This is a genomic window from Streptomyces sp. NPDC127129 (assembly GCF_042671585.1).
GTDB lineage: Bacteria > Actinomycetota > Actinomycetes > Streptomycetales > Streptomycetaceae > Streptomyces.
Window position 1 is genome coordinate 338,417 of sequence record NZ_JBHXTV010000004.1, and the last position, 17,124, is coordinate 355,540.

22 protein-coding genes and 2 pseudogenes are annotated in these 17,124 nt (G+C 69.7%); 4 read left to right on the forward strand and 20 right to left on the reverse strand.

Annotation, left to right across the window (positions count from 1 at the left end; translation table 11 throughout):
• Positions 1-37: 37 nt before the first annotated feature.
• The 7 genes from ACFVGW_RS09965 to ACFVGW_RS09995 form a co-directional block, all read right to left on the reverse strand.
• On the reverse strand, positions 38-1,372 hold the full coding sequence (locus ACFVGW_RS09965; protein WP_385851561.1) for a diacylglycerol/lipid kinase family protein: 1,335 nt from the start codon (positions 1,370-1,372) through the stop codon (positions 38-40).
• A 295-nt stretch (positions 1,373-1,667) separates the two neighbouring features.
• Positions 1,668-1,937, reverse strand: coding sequence for a hypothetical protein (locus tag ACFVGW_RS09970; RefSeq protein ID WP_385851562.1), 270 nt, complete (start codon positions 1,935-1,937; stop codon positions 1,668-1,670).
• A gap of 119 nt (positions 1,938-2,056) precedes the next feature.
• Positions 2,057-2,851 carry an SDR family NAD(P)-dependent oxidoreductase gene (locus ACFVGW_RS09975; RefSeq protein WP_385851563.1) on the reverse strand — a complete coding sequence of 265 codons (795 nt, stop codon included), beginning with the start codon at positions 2,849-2,851 and terminating at the stop codon, positions 2,057-2,059.
• Between the two features lie 126 nt (positions 2,852-2,977).
• Positions 2,978-4,087 (reverse strand): hypothetical protein, encoded by a 1,110-nt coding sequence (locus tag ACFVGW_RS09980; protein WP_385851564.1) that lies wholly within the window; start codon positions 4,085-4,087, stop codon positions 2,978-2,980.
• Between the two features lie 324 nt (positions 4,088-4,411).
• A complete protein-coding gene (locus ACFVGW_RS09985; RefSeq protein ID WP_385851565.1) occupies positions 4,412-4,738 on the reverse strand; it encodes a plasmid stabilization protein in 327 nt (108 codons plus the stop codon).
• Between the two features lie 221 nt (positions 4,739-4,959).
• Positions 4,960-5,175: a hypothetical protein gene (locus ACFVGW_RS09990; protein ID WP_352189786.1), complete on the reverse strand. Its 216-nt coding sequence runs from the start codon at positions 5,173-5,175 to the stop codon at positions 4,960-4,962.
• Between the two features lie 120 nt (positions 5,176-5,295).
• A complete protein-coding gene (locus ACFVGW_RS09995) occupies positions 5,296-6,327 on the reverse strand; it encodes a YihY/virulence factor BrkB family protein (RefSeq protein ID WP_385851717.1) in 1,032 nt (343 codons plus the stop codon).
• A gap of 209 nt (positions 6,328-6,536) precedes the next feature.
• Between ACFVGW_RS09995 and ACFVGW_RS10000 the strand changes: the two genes are divergently transcribed.
• On the forward strand, positions 6,537-6,908 hold the full coding sequence (locus ACFVGW_RS10000) for a PRC-barrel domain containing protein (RefSeq protein ID WP_385851566.1): 372 nt from the start codon (positions 6,537-6,539) through the stop codon (positions 6,906-6,908).
• Between the two features lie 151 nt (positions 6,909-7,059).
• On the opposite strand, the gene ACFVGW_RS10005 is transcribed toward ACFVGW_RS10000, so the two are convergent.
• From ACFVGW_RS10005 to ACFVGW_RS10055, 11 genes are all read right to left on the reverse strand, one after another.
• The gene (locus tag ACFVGW_RS10005) at positions 7,060-7,494 is read right to left on the reverse strand and encodes a hypothetical protein (protein WP_383224483.1); all 435 of its coding nucleotides are present in this window, start codon (positions 7,492-7,494) and stop codon (positions 7,060-7,062) included.
• A gap of 71 nt (positions 7,495-7,565) precedes the next feature.
• Entirely contained in the window at positions 7,566-7,961 is a 396-nt protein-coding gene (locus ACFVGW_RS10010) for a gas vesicle protein K (RefSeq protein WP_385851718.1), read from the reverse strand.
• Entirely contained in the window at positions 7,895-8,173 is a 279-nt protein-coding gene (locus ACFVGW_RS10015) for a gas vesicle protein (protein WP_385851567.1), read from the reverse strand. Before ACFVGW_RS10015 ends, ACFVGW_RS10010 begins: the two co-directional genes overlap by 67 nt.
• Complete coding sequence (locus ACFVGW_RS10020) at positions 8,170-9,132, reverse strand: GvpL/GvpF family gas vesicle protein (RefSeq protein WP_385851568.1); 963 nt, start codon at positions 9,130-9,132, stop codon at positions 8,170-8,172. The genes ACFVGW_RS10015 and ACFVGW_RS10020 overlap by 4 nt, the downstream gene beginning before the upstream one ends.
• Positions 9,129-9,584, reverse strand: a complete 456-nt coding sequence (locus ACFVGW_RS10025; RefSeq protein WP_385851569.1) for a gas vesicle protein — start codon at positions 9,582-9,584, stop codon at positions 9,129-9,131. Before ACFVGW_RS10025 ends, ACFVGW_RS10020 begins: the two co-directional genes overlap by 4 nt.
• Before the next feature lie 38 nt (positions 9,585-9,622).
• On the reverse strand, positions 9,623-10,822 hold the full coding sequence (locus tag ACFVGW_RS10030; RefSeq protein ID WP_385851570.1) for an SRPBCC family protein: 1,200 nt from the start codon (positions 10,820-10,822) through the stop codon (positions 9,623-9,625).
• Positions 10,815-11,438, reverse strand: a complete 624-nt coding sequence (locus ACFVGW_RS10035) for a hypothetical protein (protein WP_385851571.1) — start codon at positions 11,436-11,438, stop codon at positions 10,815-10,817. The genes ACFVGW_RS10030 and ACFVGW_RS10035 overlap by 8 nt, the downstream gene beginning before the upstream one ends.
• Positions 11,439-11,478: 40 nt before the next feature.
• A complete protein-coding gene (locus ACFVGW_RS10040) occupies positions 11,479-11,736 on the reverse strand; it encodes a gas vesicle protein GvpG (protein WP_383291811.1) in 258 nt (85 codons plus the stop codon).
• A 55-nt stretch (positions 11,737-11,791) separates the two neighbouring features.
• Complete coding sequence (locus ACFVGW_RS10045) at positions 11,792-12,505, reverse strand: GvpL/GvpF family gas vesicle protein (RefSeq protein ID WP_385851572.1); 714 nt, start codon at positions 12,503-12,505, stop codon at positions 11,792-11,794.
• Positions 12,506-12,507: 2 nt separating this feature from the next.
• Complete coding sequence (locus ACFVGW_RS10050) at positions 12,508-12,945, reverse strand: gas vesicle structural protein GvpA (RefSeq protein WP_383224504.1); 438 nt, start codon at positions 12,943-12,945, stop codon at positions 12,508-12,510.
• Positions 12,946-13,048: 103 nt separating this feature from the next.
• Entirely contained in the window at positions 13,049-13,345 is a 297-nt protein-coding gene (locus ACFVGW_RS10055; protein ID WP_385851573.1) for a gas vesicle protein, read from the reverse strand.
• A gap of 366 nt (positions 13,346-13,711) precedes the next feature.
• Between ACFVGW_RS10055 and ACFVGW_RS10060 the strand changes: the two genes are divergently transcribed.
• Together ACFVGW_RS10060 and ACFVGW_RS10065 are read left to right on the forward strand one after the other, a co-directional pair.
• Complete coding sequence (locus ACFVGW_RS10060; protein ID WP_385851574.1) at positions 13,712-14,830, forward strand: epoxide hydrolase family protein; 1,119 nt, start codon at positions 13,712-13,714, stop codon at positions 14,828-14,830.
• 134 nt (positions 14,831-14,964) lie between these two features.
• Entirely contained in the window at positions 14,965-15,729 is a 765-nt protein-coding gene (locus ACFVGW_RS10065; protein WP_385851575.1) for a maleylpyruvate isomerase family mycothiol-dependent enzyme, read from the forward strand.
• A gap of 34 nt (positions 15,730-15,763) precedes the next feature.
• Here ACFVGW_RS10065 and ACFVGW_RS10070 read toward each other — a convergent pair.
• Together ACFVGW_RS10070 and ACFVGW_RS10075 are read right to left on the reverse strand one after the other, a co-directional pair.
• Positions 15,764-15,891 (reverse strand): annotated as a pseudogene (locus ACFVGW_RS10070) (IS5/IS1182 family transposase); the annotation flags it as partial.
• Positions 15,892-15,894: 3 nt separating this feature from the next.
• A pseudogene (locus tag ACFVGW_RS10075) lies at positions 15,895-15,995 on the reverse strand (IS5/IS1182 family transposase); the annotation flags it as partial.
• A 184-nt stretch (positions 15,996-16,179) separates the two neighbouring features.
• On the opposite strand from ACFVGW_RS10075, the gene ACFVGW_RS10080 reads away from it, so the two are divergent.
• Positions 16,180-16,881, forward strand: a complete 702-nt coding sequence (locus tag ACFVGW_RS10080) for a hypothetical protein (protein WP_385851576.1) — start codon at positions 16,180-16,182, stop codon at positions 16,879-16,881.
• The last annotated feature ends 243 nt before the right edge of the window (positions 16,882-17,124 follow it).

Below are 17,124 nucleotides of genomic sequence, written 5' to 3' on the forward strand. Positions count from 1 at the left end.
CTTTCGTCGATGGCTCCGCCGGCTACGCGCGCTCCGCTCAGTCGCGTCTCCTGCTTCCCTGGAAGGCCAGCGAGAGGACGCGGCGCCAGTCGACCGGTGGGGCCACCGGTGGCGCCCCGGGCCGGCCGCGCGGCACGCGTACCCGGAGCGCCCGGCGGCGGACGGTGCACGTCACCGGCACGGGCAGCGTGATCGCCTCGCCGTCGACGGCGACGGGAATGGTCTCGGCGTCACTGGTCACTCGGACACGGTGGGCGGTCAGGACGTTCAGACTGTCGGACTGCGAACCCCGCAGCGCGACGTCAGCCGCCTGCGCCGCGCTCTCCACCCGGAGCCCGATGACTCCCAGCGTTCCGTGGTCCAGGCGCGGCCGGCGACCGCCCGCCAGGGGATCCGGCCGGGCGTACGCGTTGTTGCTGACCAGAATGGCCTGCTGGGAGGTCAGCCGCGCCTTGTCGGCGGTGGCGTCCAGCCGCGGGCCGGACTCGTGCAGCAGGTCGGGCATGACGTCCAGAGCCGTCTCCGCCTTGGCGTCGCGGTACTCGGGGCGCTCCACGACCCCCGCGTACACCCCGAACGACACGGTGTTCACGAACGGCCGACCGTCCACGCTGCCGAGATCGACGCGGACCTCCTCGCCGTCCGTCAGCGCGTCCAGCGTGAGCGACGGATCGTTGCGGTCGAGACCGAGGTCCATGGCGAAGTGGTTGCGCGTGCCCGCGGGGATCACCAGGAAGGCCACGTCGTGCTCGGCGGCGACCGCGGCGACCTGGGCCTGCGTACCGTCGCCGCCCGCGACACCGAGCAGATCCGCCCCCTCGGACACGGCCTCGCGGGCCAGGGTCGTGACGTCGAAGCGTCCGGACGGCTCCAGCAGCACCACCCGTGCGCCGAGCCGCTCGGCCTTCTCGACGAGCTCGAACCGTTCGACCTTGCCGCCACCCGACGCGGGGTTCATCAGAATGACGGGCCGCCGCGGAGGCCGGCGGGGCTCCGCCCGCATGACATGACGAGCGTGCGGCCGCCGCAGCGCCGTCCGCGCACAGGCCGCCGCCACGCTCCACAGACCGACCGCGACGAGCGCGGTCACCCACAGCCCGCTCCGTACGTACAGCACGACCAGACCCACGGGCGCGCCGACCATCAGCACCACGCCGAGCCATCGCCGCGGTCCACGGTGGGCCAGGGTCCACCAGATGCCCGCGGTCGACACGACCAGCGCGGCGAGACCGCTCGCGACGATCAGGAGCCCTCCGCCGCCGAACCCCAGGAGCAGCACGACGACCGCCGCCACGACGGCCACCACGGCCCCACGGGCCCACCACCGGGCAGCCCGCCCCGTGGCGTCCGCACCACTCGCCCCCACTGCCATCGTCCCCACCTCACTGGCCGCCAGGCCTCCGTACCGTCATCACGCCAGCCTTCCCGCACCGGCGCCCCGCCACCGCACCGACGGACCCGTCCGGGTGATGCCGGAACCAAGTCCACCCTGCCGGTCCGGTGAAGGCGGGTACGTCGCATGCCCCGACCGCGGACGGGTACACCCGTTCGGACCGGGGGTCGGCGGGGCTCGGCGAGGTCGGCGGGGGCGGGACGCGCATGCGCCGGGTAGTCCTCGTGCTGGCGTCCCACTGACGAGGGAGGGCCGGGCCACGCTCAACGGACGGTCAGGCCGGACCTGGCGTGGCGGCGTCGATCTCCTCCTGGAGCGCCCGTGCCTCCGCTTCGAGCTCCGCGATCCGGGCCTCACGCTGGTCGGCCACCGCCGTGATGCGGGCCGTTTCCGCGGCGATCACCGCACACGCCAGCTCGACGGCGGCGTCCAGCTCCTCGTCGCCCGCGACGGCGGCGAAGTCCTCAAGCGCGCGCTTCACCGCGTCGGCGCCCCCGCGTGCGTAGATCTGCTGGAGAGTTTCCTGGTCAAGCCGGTCCGTCACGATCAGGTGCTGCCTTTCGGTCTGCGCGCCCCGGGGCAATGGCGAGGTCACGCTACCCGTTGAGGATGTACAACCGGTAGCCGGTCACTCGCCGTCCGCGTCCGGTCGAACGGGCGTCTCTACGGCAGGATCGAGTCCACGTAGCCGCCGTCCACGCGCAGTGCGCCGCCGGTGGTGGCCGAAGCCTGGTCGGAAGCGAGGTAGACGACCATGTTGGCGATCTCCTCGGGTTCGATCAGCCTCTGCACCAACGACTGCGGCCGGTGCTCCCGCATGAACACCCGCTGAGCTTCGTCCCACGGCAGGTCGCGGTCGACGAGCTCGTACACGAAGTCCTCCACACCGCCCGTGTGGGTGGGTCCGGCGATCACCGAGTTGACGGTGACACCTGTCCCGGCCGCCTGCTTGGCAAACCCGCGTGTGACGGACAGCAGGGCGGTCTTGGACATGCCGTAGTGGATCATTTCGGCGGGGACGACGACCGCCGAGTCACTGGCGATGTTCTGGATCCGGCCCCACCCGCGCTCGCTCATCCCGGGCAGGTACTGGCGGATCAGCCGCACCGCCGCCAGTACGTTCACCTCGAAGTACCGGCGCCACTCGTCGTCGCTGATCTCCAAGGGGGCGGCCGGTCCGAAGATGCCGAGGCTGTTGACCAGGATGTCCACATCGGGCAGCGCGTCGGCGGCACGACGGGCGCCCTCCGCGGTCGTGACATCGCCGACGACGGCCACCGGCCCCGCGCCCGTGGCCTCGCGCCGCATGTCGGCGACGGCCCGCTCCACCCGCTCCCTCGTCCGCCCGTTCACCCCCACCCGCGCCCCGGCACGGGCCAGCCCGATGGCAATGGCGGCACCGATCCCCTGAGTGGAGCCGGTGACCAGTGCGGTACGTCCCGTCAGATCGATGCGCATGAGCGGACCTGTCCCTTGCAGCTCGAGAATGGATGCGAACGGTCGGTCGTGATCAATCCTGACCCTGTTGAAGAGAACGGGCAGGAGATGCTGACCGCGTCGGGAGGCACCGGCACCCGGGCCGTTCTAGAGGAGCCGGCCGTCGCGCATGTGCTGGGCGAGGTTCTCGTAGATCTCGCGCAACCACGGACTACGGACGGCCGGCAGCCTGACCAGGGTGCGCCCGAGGGCGCGCGGATCGGGCCGGAACAGATACCGGGGGCGCGGTGCGGGCGGGTCGTCGCGCAGAACGCCGTGAGGCAGGCCACCCGATGCGGGAACCGGCAGGTGAGGCTCCGGGAAGGCGAGCCACATCCACACCCCGAACGACAGAGGCACTGCGTAGGCCGCGGTCGCCGGGCCGGCCGGGGTCCACGCCTGTCCGGTCTGCGGATGGGTCGGCACGAGGACGATGTCAGCGTCCGCGTCGGGGTCAGGCCGTCCGGGTCCGGCCAGAACGGCGCGCCGTGTCCGAGGGCCCGAGGGCAGCAGCGCGTCGAGGGCACGTTGGAACACGTCCTTGCTCAGACCGTCGGGGACCGTCACCGGCCGGCCCTCCGAGGCTGCCAGCAGGTGAGCAAGGGCCTGGCCGACCGCGGCCTCCCACTGAGGGCTCCACGACCAGAAGTGGTCCGTTCCGGACTGCGGCCCCCACGTGGCGATGGGCTCGAACGGAGGCGTGGCCTTCCCTTCCTCCAACAGCTCTGCCCAGCTGAGTGGTACGGACTTCGGGCCGTCGACGCGAATGCGGCGCACGGCGTCGGGCGCGAGCCATACCGCCTGCCAGAGCGAGCAGTCGTCGATCCGGCTGCCCACGGGCATGCCACACGCCTCGCAGGCCATGTTGGGGCCGTCTGTGCCGTCGAGGCCGCAACAGTTGCCCCCGGCCCTCTCCGGGATCAACAAGGTGCCGCGGGCGTCGCCGGGCGCGATGGCGATCGAGCCGGGTGCAGCGTCGGAGAGGGCGTGAACGGGTGCGTAGATACCGCGGGCTACCGCCTCTTCCGGAGGAATCTCCTCCCAGCCTCGCCACGGAGGCCCCCAGGGCTCCGGATTCTCGGCGAACGTACCGGACTCCATGAGGACGGGGAGCTGGAGCCCGTTCCCGTACTGCTGATGAGCGTGTGCAGGCAGGGCGACCCGGGACAGCGGGGTGGTCAGCTCGGCGCCACATCCCGCACACACGAAGACGAACAAATGCCCTCCGACAGACAATCAGAGGGCATCGTCGCAGTTCCATGTCAGACGGGCCAACGCGTTTTGAACGCACCGCGAGCACCCACGCCTGCGCACGGTTCATGCGGCTCTCCTAAGCGACAGGTCCGACGGTGAACATGCCGGCCGTGTCGGTGGTTTCCATCAGGCGCAGCAGCTGATGGCAGGGTGCCCCGAGCCGGAGGGTGTGACCCAGTTCCATGGCCTGGCGGCGGGCGTCCAGGAGAACGTTGAGGCCCGAGGAGTCGCCGAAGGACCCCTGCCCGGCTCGGAGCGGACGCCCCGGACGGGCACGAAGCCCGTTGCTCAGTGGCCCAGGGCGTTCTTGAGCTGTTGCTTCGTCATGGTGGAGCGGCCCTCGATGTTGCGCTTCTTGGCTTCCTCGTACAGGTCGTCCTTGGTGCGCTCGGACGAGCCGCCACCGCCGGACTTCTCGCCACCGCGCTGCGAGGCCGATTTTCCCTGGGTGGAACTGCGGCTGGCCGACTTGCTCTCGCCCGACCGGGCCCGTTCCTTGTTCACCGTACGGGAGGCCATCTCCTTCGCACGGCTCTCGGACATGCCACGCTCCTTGCCGGACTCCTTGATGTGCTCGTACTGGCGCTCGCGCTTGGAACTGCTCCCTCTGGGCACGACGGGACCACTTCCTTCATGAACGGTCGGAGGTTCCCGGCCATGCTGCGAGTACCCAAACCGCCCCACATCTCACGTGCGACCGGACGAGCACCCACACAGCCATGGTCTTTCCTGACGGGAGCCAGGTCCTTCCCACCTGTGCGCCGTCTCGCTGTGAGCCTTGTCGTTGTCGATGCGGCCGCCATCCGGCGTCGGCCCGAGCAAGCCCTGCCCAGCCCCTATTCCGTTTCCGCGACGAGGTGCAGCTGGGCGACGGGTACCTCCGTGGTCGCGTCGACCTTTTCACCGACGTACCACTCGACCGTGGCGGTGTCGCCGGACAACGCGGTGATCCTGCCGACAGGCAGGTCGGCCTCGCGTACCGGCGTAGAGCCGGCCGTCTGACCCAGGTCCTGTGTGGTCACCCGGTCCCCGACTGTGAAGCTGCGGGCCATGCGTTCCTCCAAGATCACGTGTGACGACCAAGCGTCCCCGCTCCTGAGAGCCGCACGTGAGGGCCACGCTGCGGCCGGCGCCGCATTCACCCGCCTGGCGAAACCCGGCGGGGGCGCCACTCACTCCAGGCGGCGCCGCTCCGCATCCGACCACTTCTGGGTGTCCCGCGGTTCTATGTACAGCTCCTCGTCCTCAGGATGTCCACCCGCGATGGCCCGCTGCCGTGCCACCTCGGCGTCGAACTCGAGGCCGAGCAACAGGGCGAGATTGGTGATCCACAGCCACATCAGGAAGACGATGACGCCCGCGAGAGTGCCGTAGATCCTGTCGAACGAACCGAAGTGCGCGGCGTAGAAGGCGAGTCCGGTCGACGCGAGGATCCAGAGCGCCAGCGCGAGGAAGCTGCCCAGGCTCACCCACCTGAATCCGCGGCCCTTGGCGTTCGGGGCGGCCCAGTACAGGAGTGCCATCATGATCGCGACGAGGAAGACCAGGACCGGCCACTTCACGACCGACCAGATCGTCATGACCGTGTCGCCGACACCGAGAGCGGCGCCCGCATGCCGGGCCAGCTCGCCGGTGACGACCACGATCAGCGCGCTCACGCCGGCCAGGACCATGAGCGACACCGTCAGGGCCATGCGCAGCGGGAGGATCTTCCACAGCGGCCGACCCTCAGGGACGTCGTAGACGGCGTTCGCGACGCGGATGAACGCGGCGACGTATCCGGAAGCGGACCAGAGGGCGAGGAACAGGCCCACGACGGCGAGAAGAGAGCCGGTCCCGCCGTTCTCTCGGAGCTCCCTCACGGCGTCGCCGAGCACATCGCGAGCGGCACCCGGGGCCAGCTTGTCCACGGTGTCCAGCACATGCCCGATGGCCGACTCACCCGCGATGCCAAGGAAGGACACGAGCACCAACAGAGCCGGGAACAGCGACAGAATTCCGTAGTACGTGAGACTCGCGGCTCGGTCGAGCAGTTCGTCGTCCCTGAACTCCCTCAGCGTGCCGCGCACCACGGCCGTCCAGGACCGCCGAGGCATCTCGGACGGGCTGTCGGGCGCACGCTCTTCGACACGCTCGTCAGGGCCCACACGTTTATCAGGACCCTCATGCTTGTGAGGGTCCGCGCCGGCCGGGAGGCCGCCCATGGAGGCGACGCGCCTGTCACCCCGCTCGGAACTCTCTGTGCCGTTCATGACCGTCGCGTTACCGCTCCGCCGCATCCCATGCCGGCACAGCCCTCGCGTATCCCCCGCACCACCCCGCCCGATGGGCGTCGGCACCGCGGCCGCCGTGTGGGCTCCGTGTGGGCTCCGACAACCAGGGAAGACGCCACCGAGAAACGGAGGACACCACCATGACGGAGAACCCGTGGACCTACAGCACGGAGTGTGGCCATCTGCCGGGGACCGACCTGACCGGTTGGAGCGTCGAAGCGGCCGACGGTCCCATCGGTGCGGTGGACGAGCATTCCGACGAGGCCGGTGACGCGCACCTCGTCGTGGACGCCGGTACGTGGATCTTCGGCAGGCTGCTCATCCCCGCCGGCGCGGTCGTCGCGGTCACCCCGGCGAAGCGCACTCTCCACCTGTCCCTCACCAAGGACCAGGTCAGGGACGCCCCGCAGTTCCTCGCCGACCAGCACCTCGCCGACCACCAGTACCGAGAGGACGTCGTGGCGTACTACCGGTTGGCCGACCCGTGCGCAGGCAGCACCGACACGCTCTGACCCGTGCGGTGCCGGGCATGCCGGGCAGGCTGATCCCACGCCGCCCCAAGGGGTGGGGTGGGACGGGGGCGGCGCTGAACGACGCCGGTCCGCTCCGAGGAGACGGAGCGGACCGGAAGGCGTTCGGCGTACGCCGCAGATGCAGGTGTGGTCAGATCCGTCCGCCCACGAGCCGGGTCAGCGGGCCGACGGGCGGCTTGGCCGTGGAACGGCCGACCGCGAACGCCGCACCTGCGACGCCGACGATGCCCGCCGCCGCACCCGCAGCTATCACCTTCCTGTTCTTGACGACGGTCCAGGCCGCGGTGGCCGCGGTCGCCGCCTTCGCGGCATTCGCCGTCACCGCCTGCTGGCCCATCTGCAGGCCGCTCGCGACCGCACGGCCGGCGGTCTTCGTCGCCTCGCCCGCGGAGCGAACGGCTGTCGACGCGGACTCCTCCGCATCGCGGGCCGCCGTCTCCGCTTCGCTCGCCGCGGCGGTGGCCTTCGACTGGGCGCTCTTGGCCGTCGAAGTGGCCCGCTTGGCGGGCGACTTGCGGGCCGTCGCATTGCCGGTTCCCTTGGCACTTCCGTTCGATGTACTCATGGCATTCCTCCTTGCCTGACTTTCGGCGGTGAAACGGGGATCGCCTCACCGGAGCGCTGCGCGAGGCCGGTTCACCGGCCGAGGGAGTCGTGGGGGAGGAGCGACCCCAACGGCCCCAGGTCCAGGTTCAGATCGTCCATCGACAGGCCGTAGCGCTCGCACAGTTCTTCCATCCGCTCGTGCAGGATCATCAGCGTCATACCGATGCGTTCCTCCTCGTCCGCATCGAGGTCGCCTTGATCGACTCGGTGTACGGCGGTGCGTTCCATCAGCTGACGCAACAACTCGACGATGGTCAGGACGAGTTTGATGAGGTCCCGTTCCACGGTGTCGGGGTCGACGGAAAGCCGTTGCGCCACTGCGCTGTCCCGCCCGGGGCCGGTCGTGCTCTCCATCGGGGTCACCTCCCAGGCTCGATGGCGTGGCCCATGCGAAGGGGATCGGCACCGGACGCTCCTCGCGTCCAGGGAGCCGGCTCGTCGCCCGTGATCGACCTGATGACCGCGCGCAGGCTGATGTGGACGAGGTCCACGTCGGCGATGGAGAGCACGACGTCTCCGGTCAGGACCGCACCCCCGGTCAACAGGCGGTCCAGCAGGTCGATGAGCGCGACCGGAGGGCCGGAAAGGCGCTCGACCGGCTCGTGCGAGCCGTCGTCCACGAAGAAGGGCGTACTCATCGCCGGGCCACCCCCTCGTCGCCGCCGTCCCCGATCCCGTTCCCGACCCCGCTCCCACTCCCGCCCGCGCTCGCGCCCATGTCCGTGGCCACCGTGGGTGCTGAGAACGAATACGGGGCCCACGGACCGGTCACCTCCACCCGTACACCCGGGACCGATCGCGCCGCCACCCGCACCGCGTCGCGGAAACGCGCCTCAGTTCCTGAAGGCACCAGGTAGGCGTGGTTGGCGATGTTGACCCCGTGCCGTCCCGACAGTCCGCCCTCCTGGGGACGGTGCATCACCGTGGCCCTTGCGAGCTGCTGCGCCACGGTCGTGACGTCGTCCACGACGGCGCCGGCCGCATGGAAGAGGTCCTCGGTGCTGCGCCGCCGCTGCCTGCGCTGTTGCAGATACGCCCGGCCCGGGCTCGTCGCACGGGGCCCGGCCGATTCTGGAGAGGCAGTCCGCGGGGGCGACGCAACCGCCTTCGGGTCGGCGTGGACCTTCACCCCCAACTCGACATGGCCGTCGAAGCACGTCAGCATCTCGGCGAACCAGTCACGGTGTTCGACCAGCATGCCGACCACCTGACCCTCGTCGTGACAGACCGTGGCGAGCCTGCAGGGAAGGACCGCCGCCTGTGTGAACGCGGCGTCGACCACGTCGTGGTGGGCTCGGGCGATCCCCTCCAGCCGTCCGAGATCCTCCAGCTGCTGCCGTAGCGCCGTGTCGTCGAAGACGTCGGCCGGCACGGCCGACACCAGGGCGACCAGACCGTCCGCGGGGACGAGCCCCACGCGATGGCCGTCGACTCCACTCACCGTACGGACAAGATCGGAGAGGCTCCCGTCGTCCCGGCCGACGCCGTACACGTACGCCATCGGGGGAGAGGCCGGCGCTCCCTCCGACCGGGGCAGACCGTGCGCCCCCGGGGCGGGGGAGCCGACTGCATCGCGGTTCAGGTCGAGTTCGCTCACCGTGCCTCCTCCGACGCCTGGCGGGTACTTGCCTCCGGCTCCCGTTCGTGTCCGTCCGGCAGAGCCGCGGCGCGCAGCCGTACGAGTTCGGCGCGCAGGCGTTCGTTCTCGTCGGCCAGGAGATCCTCCCGGCTGCCGCTGCTGTCGCCTCCTCTCCCGTCGCCACTGTCGACCTGGCGGGGCGGGCGCGCCCGTGAGGAGAGCGAAGGGTCGTTCTCCCACCAGTCGATGCCCATCTCCTTCGCCTTGTCGACCGACGCGACCAGCAGCCGGAGCTTGATGGTCAGCAGCTCGATGTCGAGGAGGTTGATCTGGATGTCGCCCGCGATCACGATGCCCTTGTCGAGCACGCGTTCCAGGATGTCCGCGAGGTTCGCGGACGAGCCCTGGCGGCTGCTCGGCGACGCGGCATGCGGTGATGCCGGCAGGCGTCCCGCGAATGATTCGGACACGTCGGAGACCTCTGTTCTCTGGGTGTGCTGTGTTCTCGTCAGCTGCCTACGGAGGCGCGACGGCGGGTGGTACGGCGCCCCGACCGCCCCGACCTGCGCGGCCGGTCGGCCTCGGCCTCTTCGGCCGGCTCGTCCTCGACGTACCCGTCGGCCTCGTCATCCGGGTCCACCCCGGCCTCGTCCTCGAAGTCCTCGACTTCCTCGGCCTCCACGCCGTCGTCGTCCACGCCGTCGTCGTCCACGTCGTCTTCGTCGTCCACGTCGTCCTCGGCGTCGGGTTCCTCCTCGTCGAAGGGCTCGTCGTACTCCTCGTGGCCGAGGCCTCCCCCTGCCTCCGGGTCCTCGACGTCCCCCGACTCTTCGTCCCCGAAGTCCTCCGCCTCACCGTCGGCGCGGTTCTCCTCCTCGACCGCTTCCTCATGGCCGACGACGACCTCGCCGTCCCGGACCTCGCCCCGCCAGCCGTCGGTGGCTTCTCCGCGCAGCATCAGGAACTTGCGGTAGAGCTTGAGATCCAGCCGGGCGCGCCTGCCCTGGGCGCGCCAGATGTTCCCCGTCTTCTCGAAGAGGCCCTTGGGGAAGTACTCCAGTACGAGCAGGACCCGGGTGAGGTCGTCGGTGATGCGGTGGAAGGTCACCGCTCCCCGCACCGTGCCCTTCGCGCCCTCCGTGGTCCAGGTGATCCGCTTGTCGGGTATCTGCTCGGTGACGTTCGCCTGCCAACTGCGGGTCGACTTGGCGACCTTCACCTTCCAGTTGGTGGTGGTGTCGTCCGCCGTCTCGACGCTGACGACGCCCTTGGCGAAGGTCGAGAACTCCTGGAACTGCGTCCACTGGTCGTACGCCTCGCGTACGGGGACGCCGACATCGATGTCCTCGACGATCGTCACGCTCTTCGGAGCGCCTCCGCCTGACGTGCGGCCCCCGCCGAAGAGATGCCGGGTCTTGTCCTTCACGGTGTCCTTGAAGGCGGAGGCTCCGGCGGCGAGCGCGGCCCGCGCGGGGGACTTGCCCTCGCCGAGAGCCTGCCCTCCCTTGGCAAGACTCTTGCCGAGGCTGCTCTTCGCGGCTCCCGGCTCGGCCAGCCGGGCCACGCTGTCGCCGACGCGCTGTCCGAGCCGGGTGACCGCGTCCTCGGCGCGTGCTGTCAGATAGAGCCGGAGCTCTTCCTTCAGTCTGTCGGTGGCAGGGTTCTCCGCCAGGTCGTTCTTGATCCTGCCGAGCGCCGAGTCACTCATCGCTGTCACTCCTGCTCTTGCGCGTACGGGACGCCGTCGCCTTCCTGGGGGCGCTCGTGCGCTTGCGGGCGGCTGTCGCCTTCCGGGGGCTGCCGCCGGAGGAGCTGCTTCGGGCGGACGAGCGGCTGGTGCTCTTCTTGGCGGCGCTCTTCGCGGTGCTCTTCGTGGTGCGTTTCGCGGTGCTTTTGGCCGAGGCCGCCGGCCGCGACGACTCCTGATCGCCATCGCCATCGCCATCAACGTCGCCATCGCGATCGGCGGCGTCCTCAACCGCACGGCCGTCGTCGGTATCGGTGTCGTCACGGTCCTCGCGGTCGTCACGGCCGAGCGCTCGCGTGCGCTCCTGCAAGGAGTCGGCAAGGCCCGAAGCGCGCTTGGTGAGGGCCTGCGTCGCGGCCGACTTCGTGGCCTCGAACAGCTCTCTGCGGACCTGCTCGCTCAGAGCCCCCGCCACCGGCGAGGCGGCCAGCAGTTTCCCGATCCTTCGAGGGTCGAGGTCCAGTCTGCGCCCGGCGAGGAACATCCCCACCCCGATGGCCATCTTGGCCTTCCTCGTCCGCCCCAGGAGGTAGCCGCCGACCAGCGCGGCTGCCGTCGTGGCGTTCTTCGGTATCACCGGTACACCTCGTTCCGCCTCGCGATGTCACTGTGCTCGGTCATGAACCGTTCTCCGTCCGCATGCGGTACGCCTCGATCTCGTCGAGCCGGTCCAGAAGCGCGTCTTCGCGCCGGTCGAACTCCTCGGCGTCCACCCGCCCGTTCGCCAGGTCGTCCACGAGTGCCGCCAGTGCTGCTCGTACGGGCTCGGGGTCGTAGTACTCCCGTTCCGCGGCGAGCAGCACCTGGTCGACCACCCACGCCGTACCGCGCAACGGTGCGAGCGGCAGGGTCAGAACTCCGGTGAGGAGTCCCATGGCTCCGCCTCCTTCCCCGCGTTGCTCATGCCTGCTGCTTCTGCCGGCTCCCGCGTCATACGAAGCTGTACGGCGGCAGCGGCCCGGTCAGCGTGAAGGTGCAGGCCTCGCCGTGCCGGTCGGCCTCTTCCCGTACGGTGCGGACGAAGGCGTCCGTGGAGGTGGCCGGAACCAGGAAGGAGACGTTGAGGAAGAGGCTGGCACCGGGCTCGGCGCGCGCGGCACGGGCCGCGCAGGGCAGCAGCCGCTCCAGCGTCTTCTCCGCCTGCGTGTTGTTGCGTTCGGCGACCTGGGCGGCGACGAGCTCCCCGAGGGCGATCCGGTCGTCCTGCCCCGCGGCGCCCGACCGCGTGCGTTCGTTGAGCTCCCTGACCTGATCGGACTCCGCCACGATCTCCAGCAGCAGGTCCTGCTCGTCGCGAGCGGCCTTGAGGTTGAACTCGACGTGGCCGGCGAGCTCCGCCAGCCGGGAGAGATAGGCGTCACTGTCGCGCTTCAGAGTGGCGCCGACCTGGTCGTCGTCCGGGCCGAGCAGGCCGAAGCGCATCGGCAGCGTCGCTCCGTCCGCCATCAGGGTCTCCAGGACCGCCTCGTGGGCCAGCACGTCGCGGCGCTTCGCCCGGAGCCCCTCGGGGGCGTCACTGACGACGGCGGCGACGTCGCCCGCGGCGAGGGTCCGCAGCGGCGACGGGGGGTCGCCCACGCCCTGGAGCCCGTCGAGGCGCAGTGGGTGGTCGGCGCCGGTGATGGCGTAGATGTAGGTCGGCACTGCTACTCCTCCCGTCGGGCGGCGGACGTGCGGCTGGACGCGGACTTGCGCGCCGGCCGCTTGCGGGGCTCTTCCTCGGACTCCTCGCGCTTGCCCTGCAGGGAATCGGTGAACGCCTCGACGGCGCCGGTCAGCGCCCCCTTCGACTTGCCCTTGGCGCCGCTCTCGGTCATGTCGCCGACGATGTCGGTGAGCTGCGTGGGCGCCTTCCGCCCGGACTCCAGGTCGAGCCGGTTGCACGCCTCGGCGAAGCGGAGGTACGTGTCCACGCTGGCGACGACCACGCGGACATCGATCTTGAGGATCTCGATCCCGACCAGGGAGACGCGGACGAACGCGTCGATCACGAGCCCTCGGTCGAGGATGAGCTCCAGCACATCGTAGAGATTTCCCGAGCCGCTTCCGCCGCTCGTGGCATTGCTCTGTTGGACGAGTGTCACAGTGAACTCCTTCCGGTTCAGCGCCTGTCTGCTTCAGTGCCCGTCGGCGCTCGCGAGCACGGCACGGCGGCGCCCCCGGCACGGCCGGCGCGCGCCACCACCGTCAGCGACGGTCGATCTGGCCTCGGGCGTAGCGCCGTGTGCGCTCGTACGCGACGAGCTGCCCCTCCGTGTCGAGGGCCACCCGGTACGAGGCCATGACGCTCATCGTGTCCGGCACCTTCTCCAGCTCGACGACCTCCACCTCGGCCGCCCACCCGTCCTCCGTGACCTTGACCGCGGAGACGGATCCGGGTTCGCACTGCAGCAGCTCCGAAAGCTGCGCGGAGGCACGGCGCATGGCCGTGGCGATGTCGAGCTTTCCGGACGTCTTCTTCTTGTCGTCGTCAGTCGCGCTCATGTTCCCGCCTGTGAGGCCTGGATGACCGCCCTGGAGCGGTGCTCCAGCAGCCGTCTGTGGCTGACGTTCGCGTGCCCGGCGCGTCCGAACGTATGCGTGACCAACCCTGAAACAGTCCAGCGGGCCCGGATGGAGACCCCAGCTCCATCCGGGCCCGAGGCAGGATGCCTCCGCCGCTGCCTCAAAGCGAGTACGGAACAGCCCTGTTGAGGGCGGGCAACGGAGTGAACACCCGCATGCCGACGCCCGGGACCGGTCAGTTAAGAAGCCCCCTCGTGCAGCCCCTTGCGTTAGTGGCACTAACGGTCTAGCTTTGTTGGTGTCACGAACGTTTGCGCTTCGAATGAATTCCGAGGAGTGGAGACCATGATCAAGCCGTTCCGCATCGACATCCCCCAAGCCGACCTCGACGACCTCAACGACCGTCTCGCCCGCACCCGCTGGCCCAACGAGGTCGCCGACGCCGGGTGGGACTACGGCTTTCCGCTGGCGCGACTCAAGGAACTGGCCGACTACTGGCGCTCCGGCTACGACTGGCGTGCCCATGAAGCCGAGCTCAATCGACTCCCGCACTTCATCACCGAGATCGACGGCCAGAACATCCACTTCATCCATGTCCGTTCCTCGAACCCGGACGCGCTCGCGCTGATCCTCACCCACGGATGGCCCGGTTCGTTCCTGGAGTTCCTCGATGTGATCGAGCCGCTGTCTCGCGACTTCCACCTGGTGATTCCGTCCATCCCTGGCTTCGGTTTCTCCGGGCCGACCCGCGAGCGAGGCTGGGACGTCGGCCGTGTCGCGCGGGCCTGGGCCGGGCTGATGCACCGTCTCGGCTACGAGCGGTACGGCGCGCAGGGCGGTGACTTCGGCGCAGGCATCTCCTTGGCGCTCGGAGCGGTGGCTCCCGGGCAAGTCGTCGGGGTGCACGTCAACTACCTCCCGACCCGTCCGGATCCGGATGCCGGCCTCGAACTCTCCGAATCGGACGAAGCCCGGCTGGCCAAGGTCAAGCAGCTGATGGCCAACCGTCCGCCGTACCAGGCCCTGCAAGCCCTGACACCGCAGACCATCGGCTACGCGCTGACCGACTCGCCGGTGGGACAGCTGGTCTGGATCGCCGAACGCTTCGCCCACTGGACCGACCCGCACTCGCCGATCAGCGACGAACGGATGCTCACCGACATTTCGCTGTACTGGCTGACTGCCACTGCGGCTTCCTCGGCGCGGCTCACCTACGAGGCCGCGCGGCGGATCGAACGGTGCCCGGTGCCGGTGGGGGTGGCGGTGTTCGCACACGACATCACGCAGTCGGTGCGACCGCTCGCCGAACGGCTCTACGACATCAGACACTGGTCGGAGTTCGACCGGGGCGGCCACTTCGCCGCGATGGAGGCGCCCGAGCTGCTCGCCGAGGACGTTCGGGGCTTCTTCCTCGACTTCGCCGGCCACGAAGCCGTATTCGGTGAAGTCGAATGCGCCCAGTAATGCCCCGGGACCCGACCTCAGGCGACCGGTGCCCTGACAGGACGTACCGCAGGGCCTTGGGGCGCCTGGCAGTAGGCGTGCTGGGCGGTCTTAATCGAGTGTCAGAGTCCCGGTCCGGGTGATACAAGGTCTGCGTGACTGAGCATCTCTCCTTCCCCACCCTGCTGCGGATGATCGACGAGCGGTCCGCCGCGTTCCGCGCCACCGTCGCCGCGGCCCCCGGCCTCGACGCCGATGTCCCGTCCTGCCCGGGCTGGACGCTGTACGACCTGGCGAACCACCTCAGTGAGGGGGACCGCTTCTGGGCCTACATCGTGCTGAACACCGCGCCGGGCGACGAACGGCCGAGCAAGGACGGGCTGGCGGCGCCCAGGGAGCGCAAGGCCCTCATAACCTGGCTGGCCGACTCGAAGGAGCAACTGCTCACTGCTCTGCGTGAGGCCGGCCCGGACCGGGGCTGCTGGGCCTGGTGGGAGCCGCTGGCCTCGCCGCACACGGTGGCCGCCGTGGCCCGCCGCCGCGTTCCGGAGTCGCTGATCCACACCTACGACGCCCAGCTGGCCTCCGGTACCCCGCAGGAGCTGCCGACCACCGAGGCGGGCGACGCCATCGAGGAGTTCCTCGCCACCGTCTGCACCGGCACGGTCCCGTGGCCGGGCGAGCCCGCCACCATGGACTACCACGCAGCCGAGGCCGGCTCCTGGCGCCAGACGGTGGACGCCGCCGGTTCCCGCTTCACCCGCCTCACCGCGGCGGAGGCCGCCGGGAGCAAGCCCACCGCCGCCATCTACGGCACGGCGAGCGAGATGGCCCTGCTCATGTACATGCGCATCCCGGCCGGCTCGCTGCGGATCGAGGGCGACGCCGCCCTGCTCCAGCAGCTGCAGGACTGGGGCTGAGACCGACCGCCACATGGATCACTTGAGGCGTCGGGGTGGTGGGGCGGCCGTCCCAGCGGTAGCGCGGGTCGCGCGGCGGTTGAGCATACGCAGCGTGACGATCGCTGCGGACAGATAGAGGTAGAAGTCCACGACGCCGCTGCGCTTCTCGGTACAGCGCCGCCGGACCGGCGCAGCGATCACGTGCTCGAAGACGGTCCGGTCCGGGATGTGCGGGTTGTGGCAGCCAAGCGGGCGCGTCGACGTGTTCGGGAAGACAGAGCCACGAACTGGTCTCACAGAGGTCCGAGCAGGCATCGTGCCTGCTCGGTATCCGGGGGCGTATTGGGCATGCCCAGCACGCCTACTGCCGGGCGCTCTTATTCGCCGATGGTGATCGAAGCGATGTCGCCGAGTGTCAACTCCGTTTACCATGCGCTGAGTTGACGGGTGCGAGGGGGAGTGGTGCGGGTGGACCCGACGGTCGGGGGTGTTGTGCTGATCGCACTGCTCTACTGGTCGATCTACGCACTGTTCGTATGGACCCGTGATGCCGTGCATCGGAGGGGGCTGCCGGAGCCGTCGGTAGCGCGCGGGCAGCTGGAGATGTGTCAGGGGCAGGCATTCCGGGAGATTTGCCGACGGGCCTCGAACCCGGGTCCGCGCGTCGTGATGACGGACTACTTCGCCGAGCGCGGATGGAACCGGGCGGACGTCATGCGCATCCTGGCCGAGCCGCTCAAGCACAAACTGATCAAGGTGAAGGGCTGGCGGTTCGGCGGGTACAGCGTGACACGCAAAGGCTGGGCCGAGTACGAGAGCAAGTTCATCTGGACAGGAGGCGAAGGAATGCACATCTCCGCTACGTCGGGTGGGTTCGTCGTCGCGAACGTCAACAGCGCTCATGCCACGGCCCACGGCGGCTACGGCAACCGCGCGAATGGGCCTGACATTCCGCACCAGCAGCTGATCGATGCTCTGCGCGCGGACGCGGGCGATGCGACGACCGATGAGGCGGTACGGGCGCGGGAGTACGCCGAAGATCTGTCGTCGGCGCTCGAGGTTCAGGACACCGACAGGACGGCTCGCGTTCTTGGACGGATCAACGCTCTCCTGACCAGCGCCACGGCGGCCTTCGCGCTGACCCGCGAGCTGCTGCCCCCTGGTTCGTAGCACGCCCACTTCCGAGCGGTCCCCGAATCGTGCGCCCGGTCGCCTCCCGATGTGCGGATGCGCGGTTCAGGTGATGTGACCGTGTCGTGAAGGTTCGAGGCCGTTCGTGGCGCGTTCCGGGCCGCTGTCCGAAACATGTCCCGGTAAAACACAGCTCAGCGGCGCGCCAGGAGCCGGAGCTCCGGCCGTAGGGGCCGTGTTGCGATGCGGAGGCCAGGTGAGGGATCGTTGCCGATCAGCAAG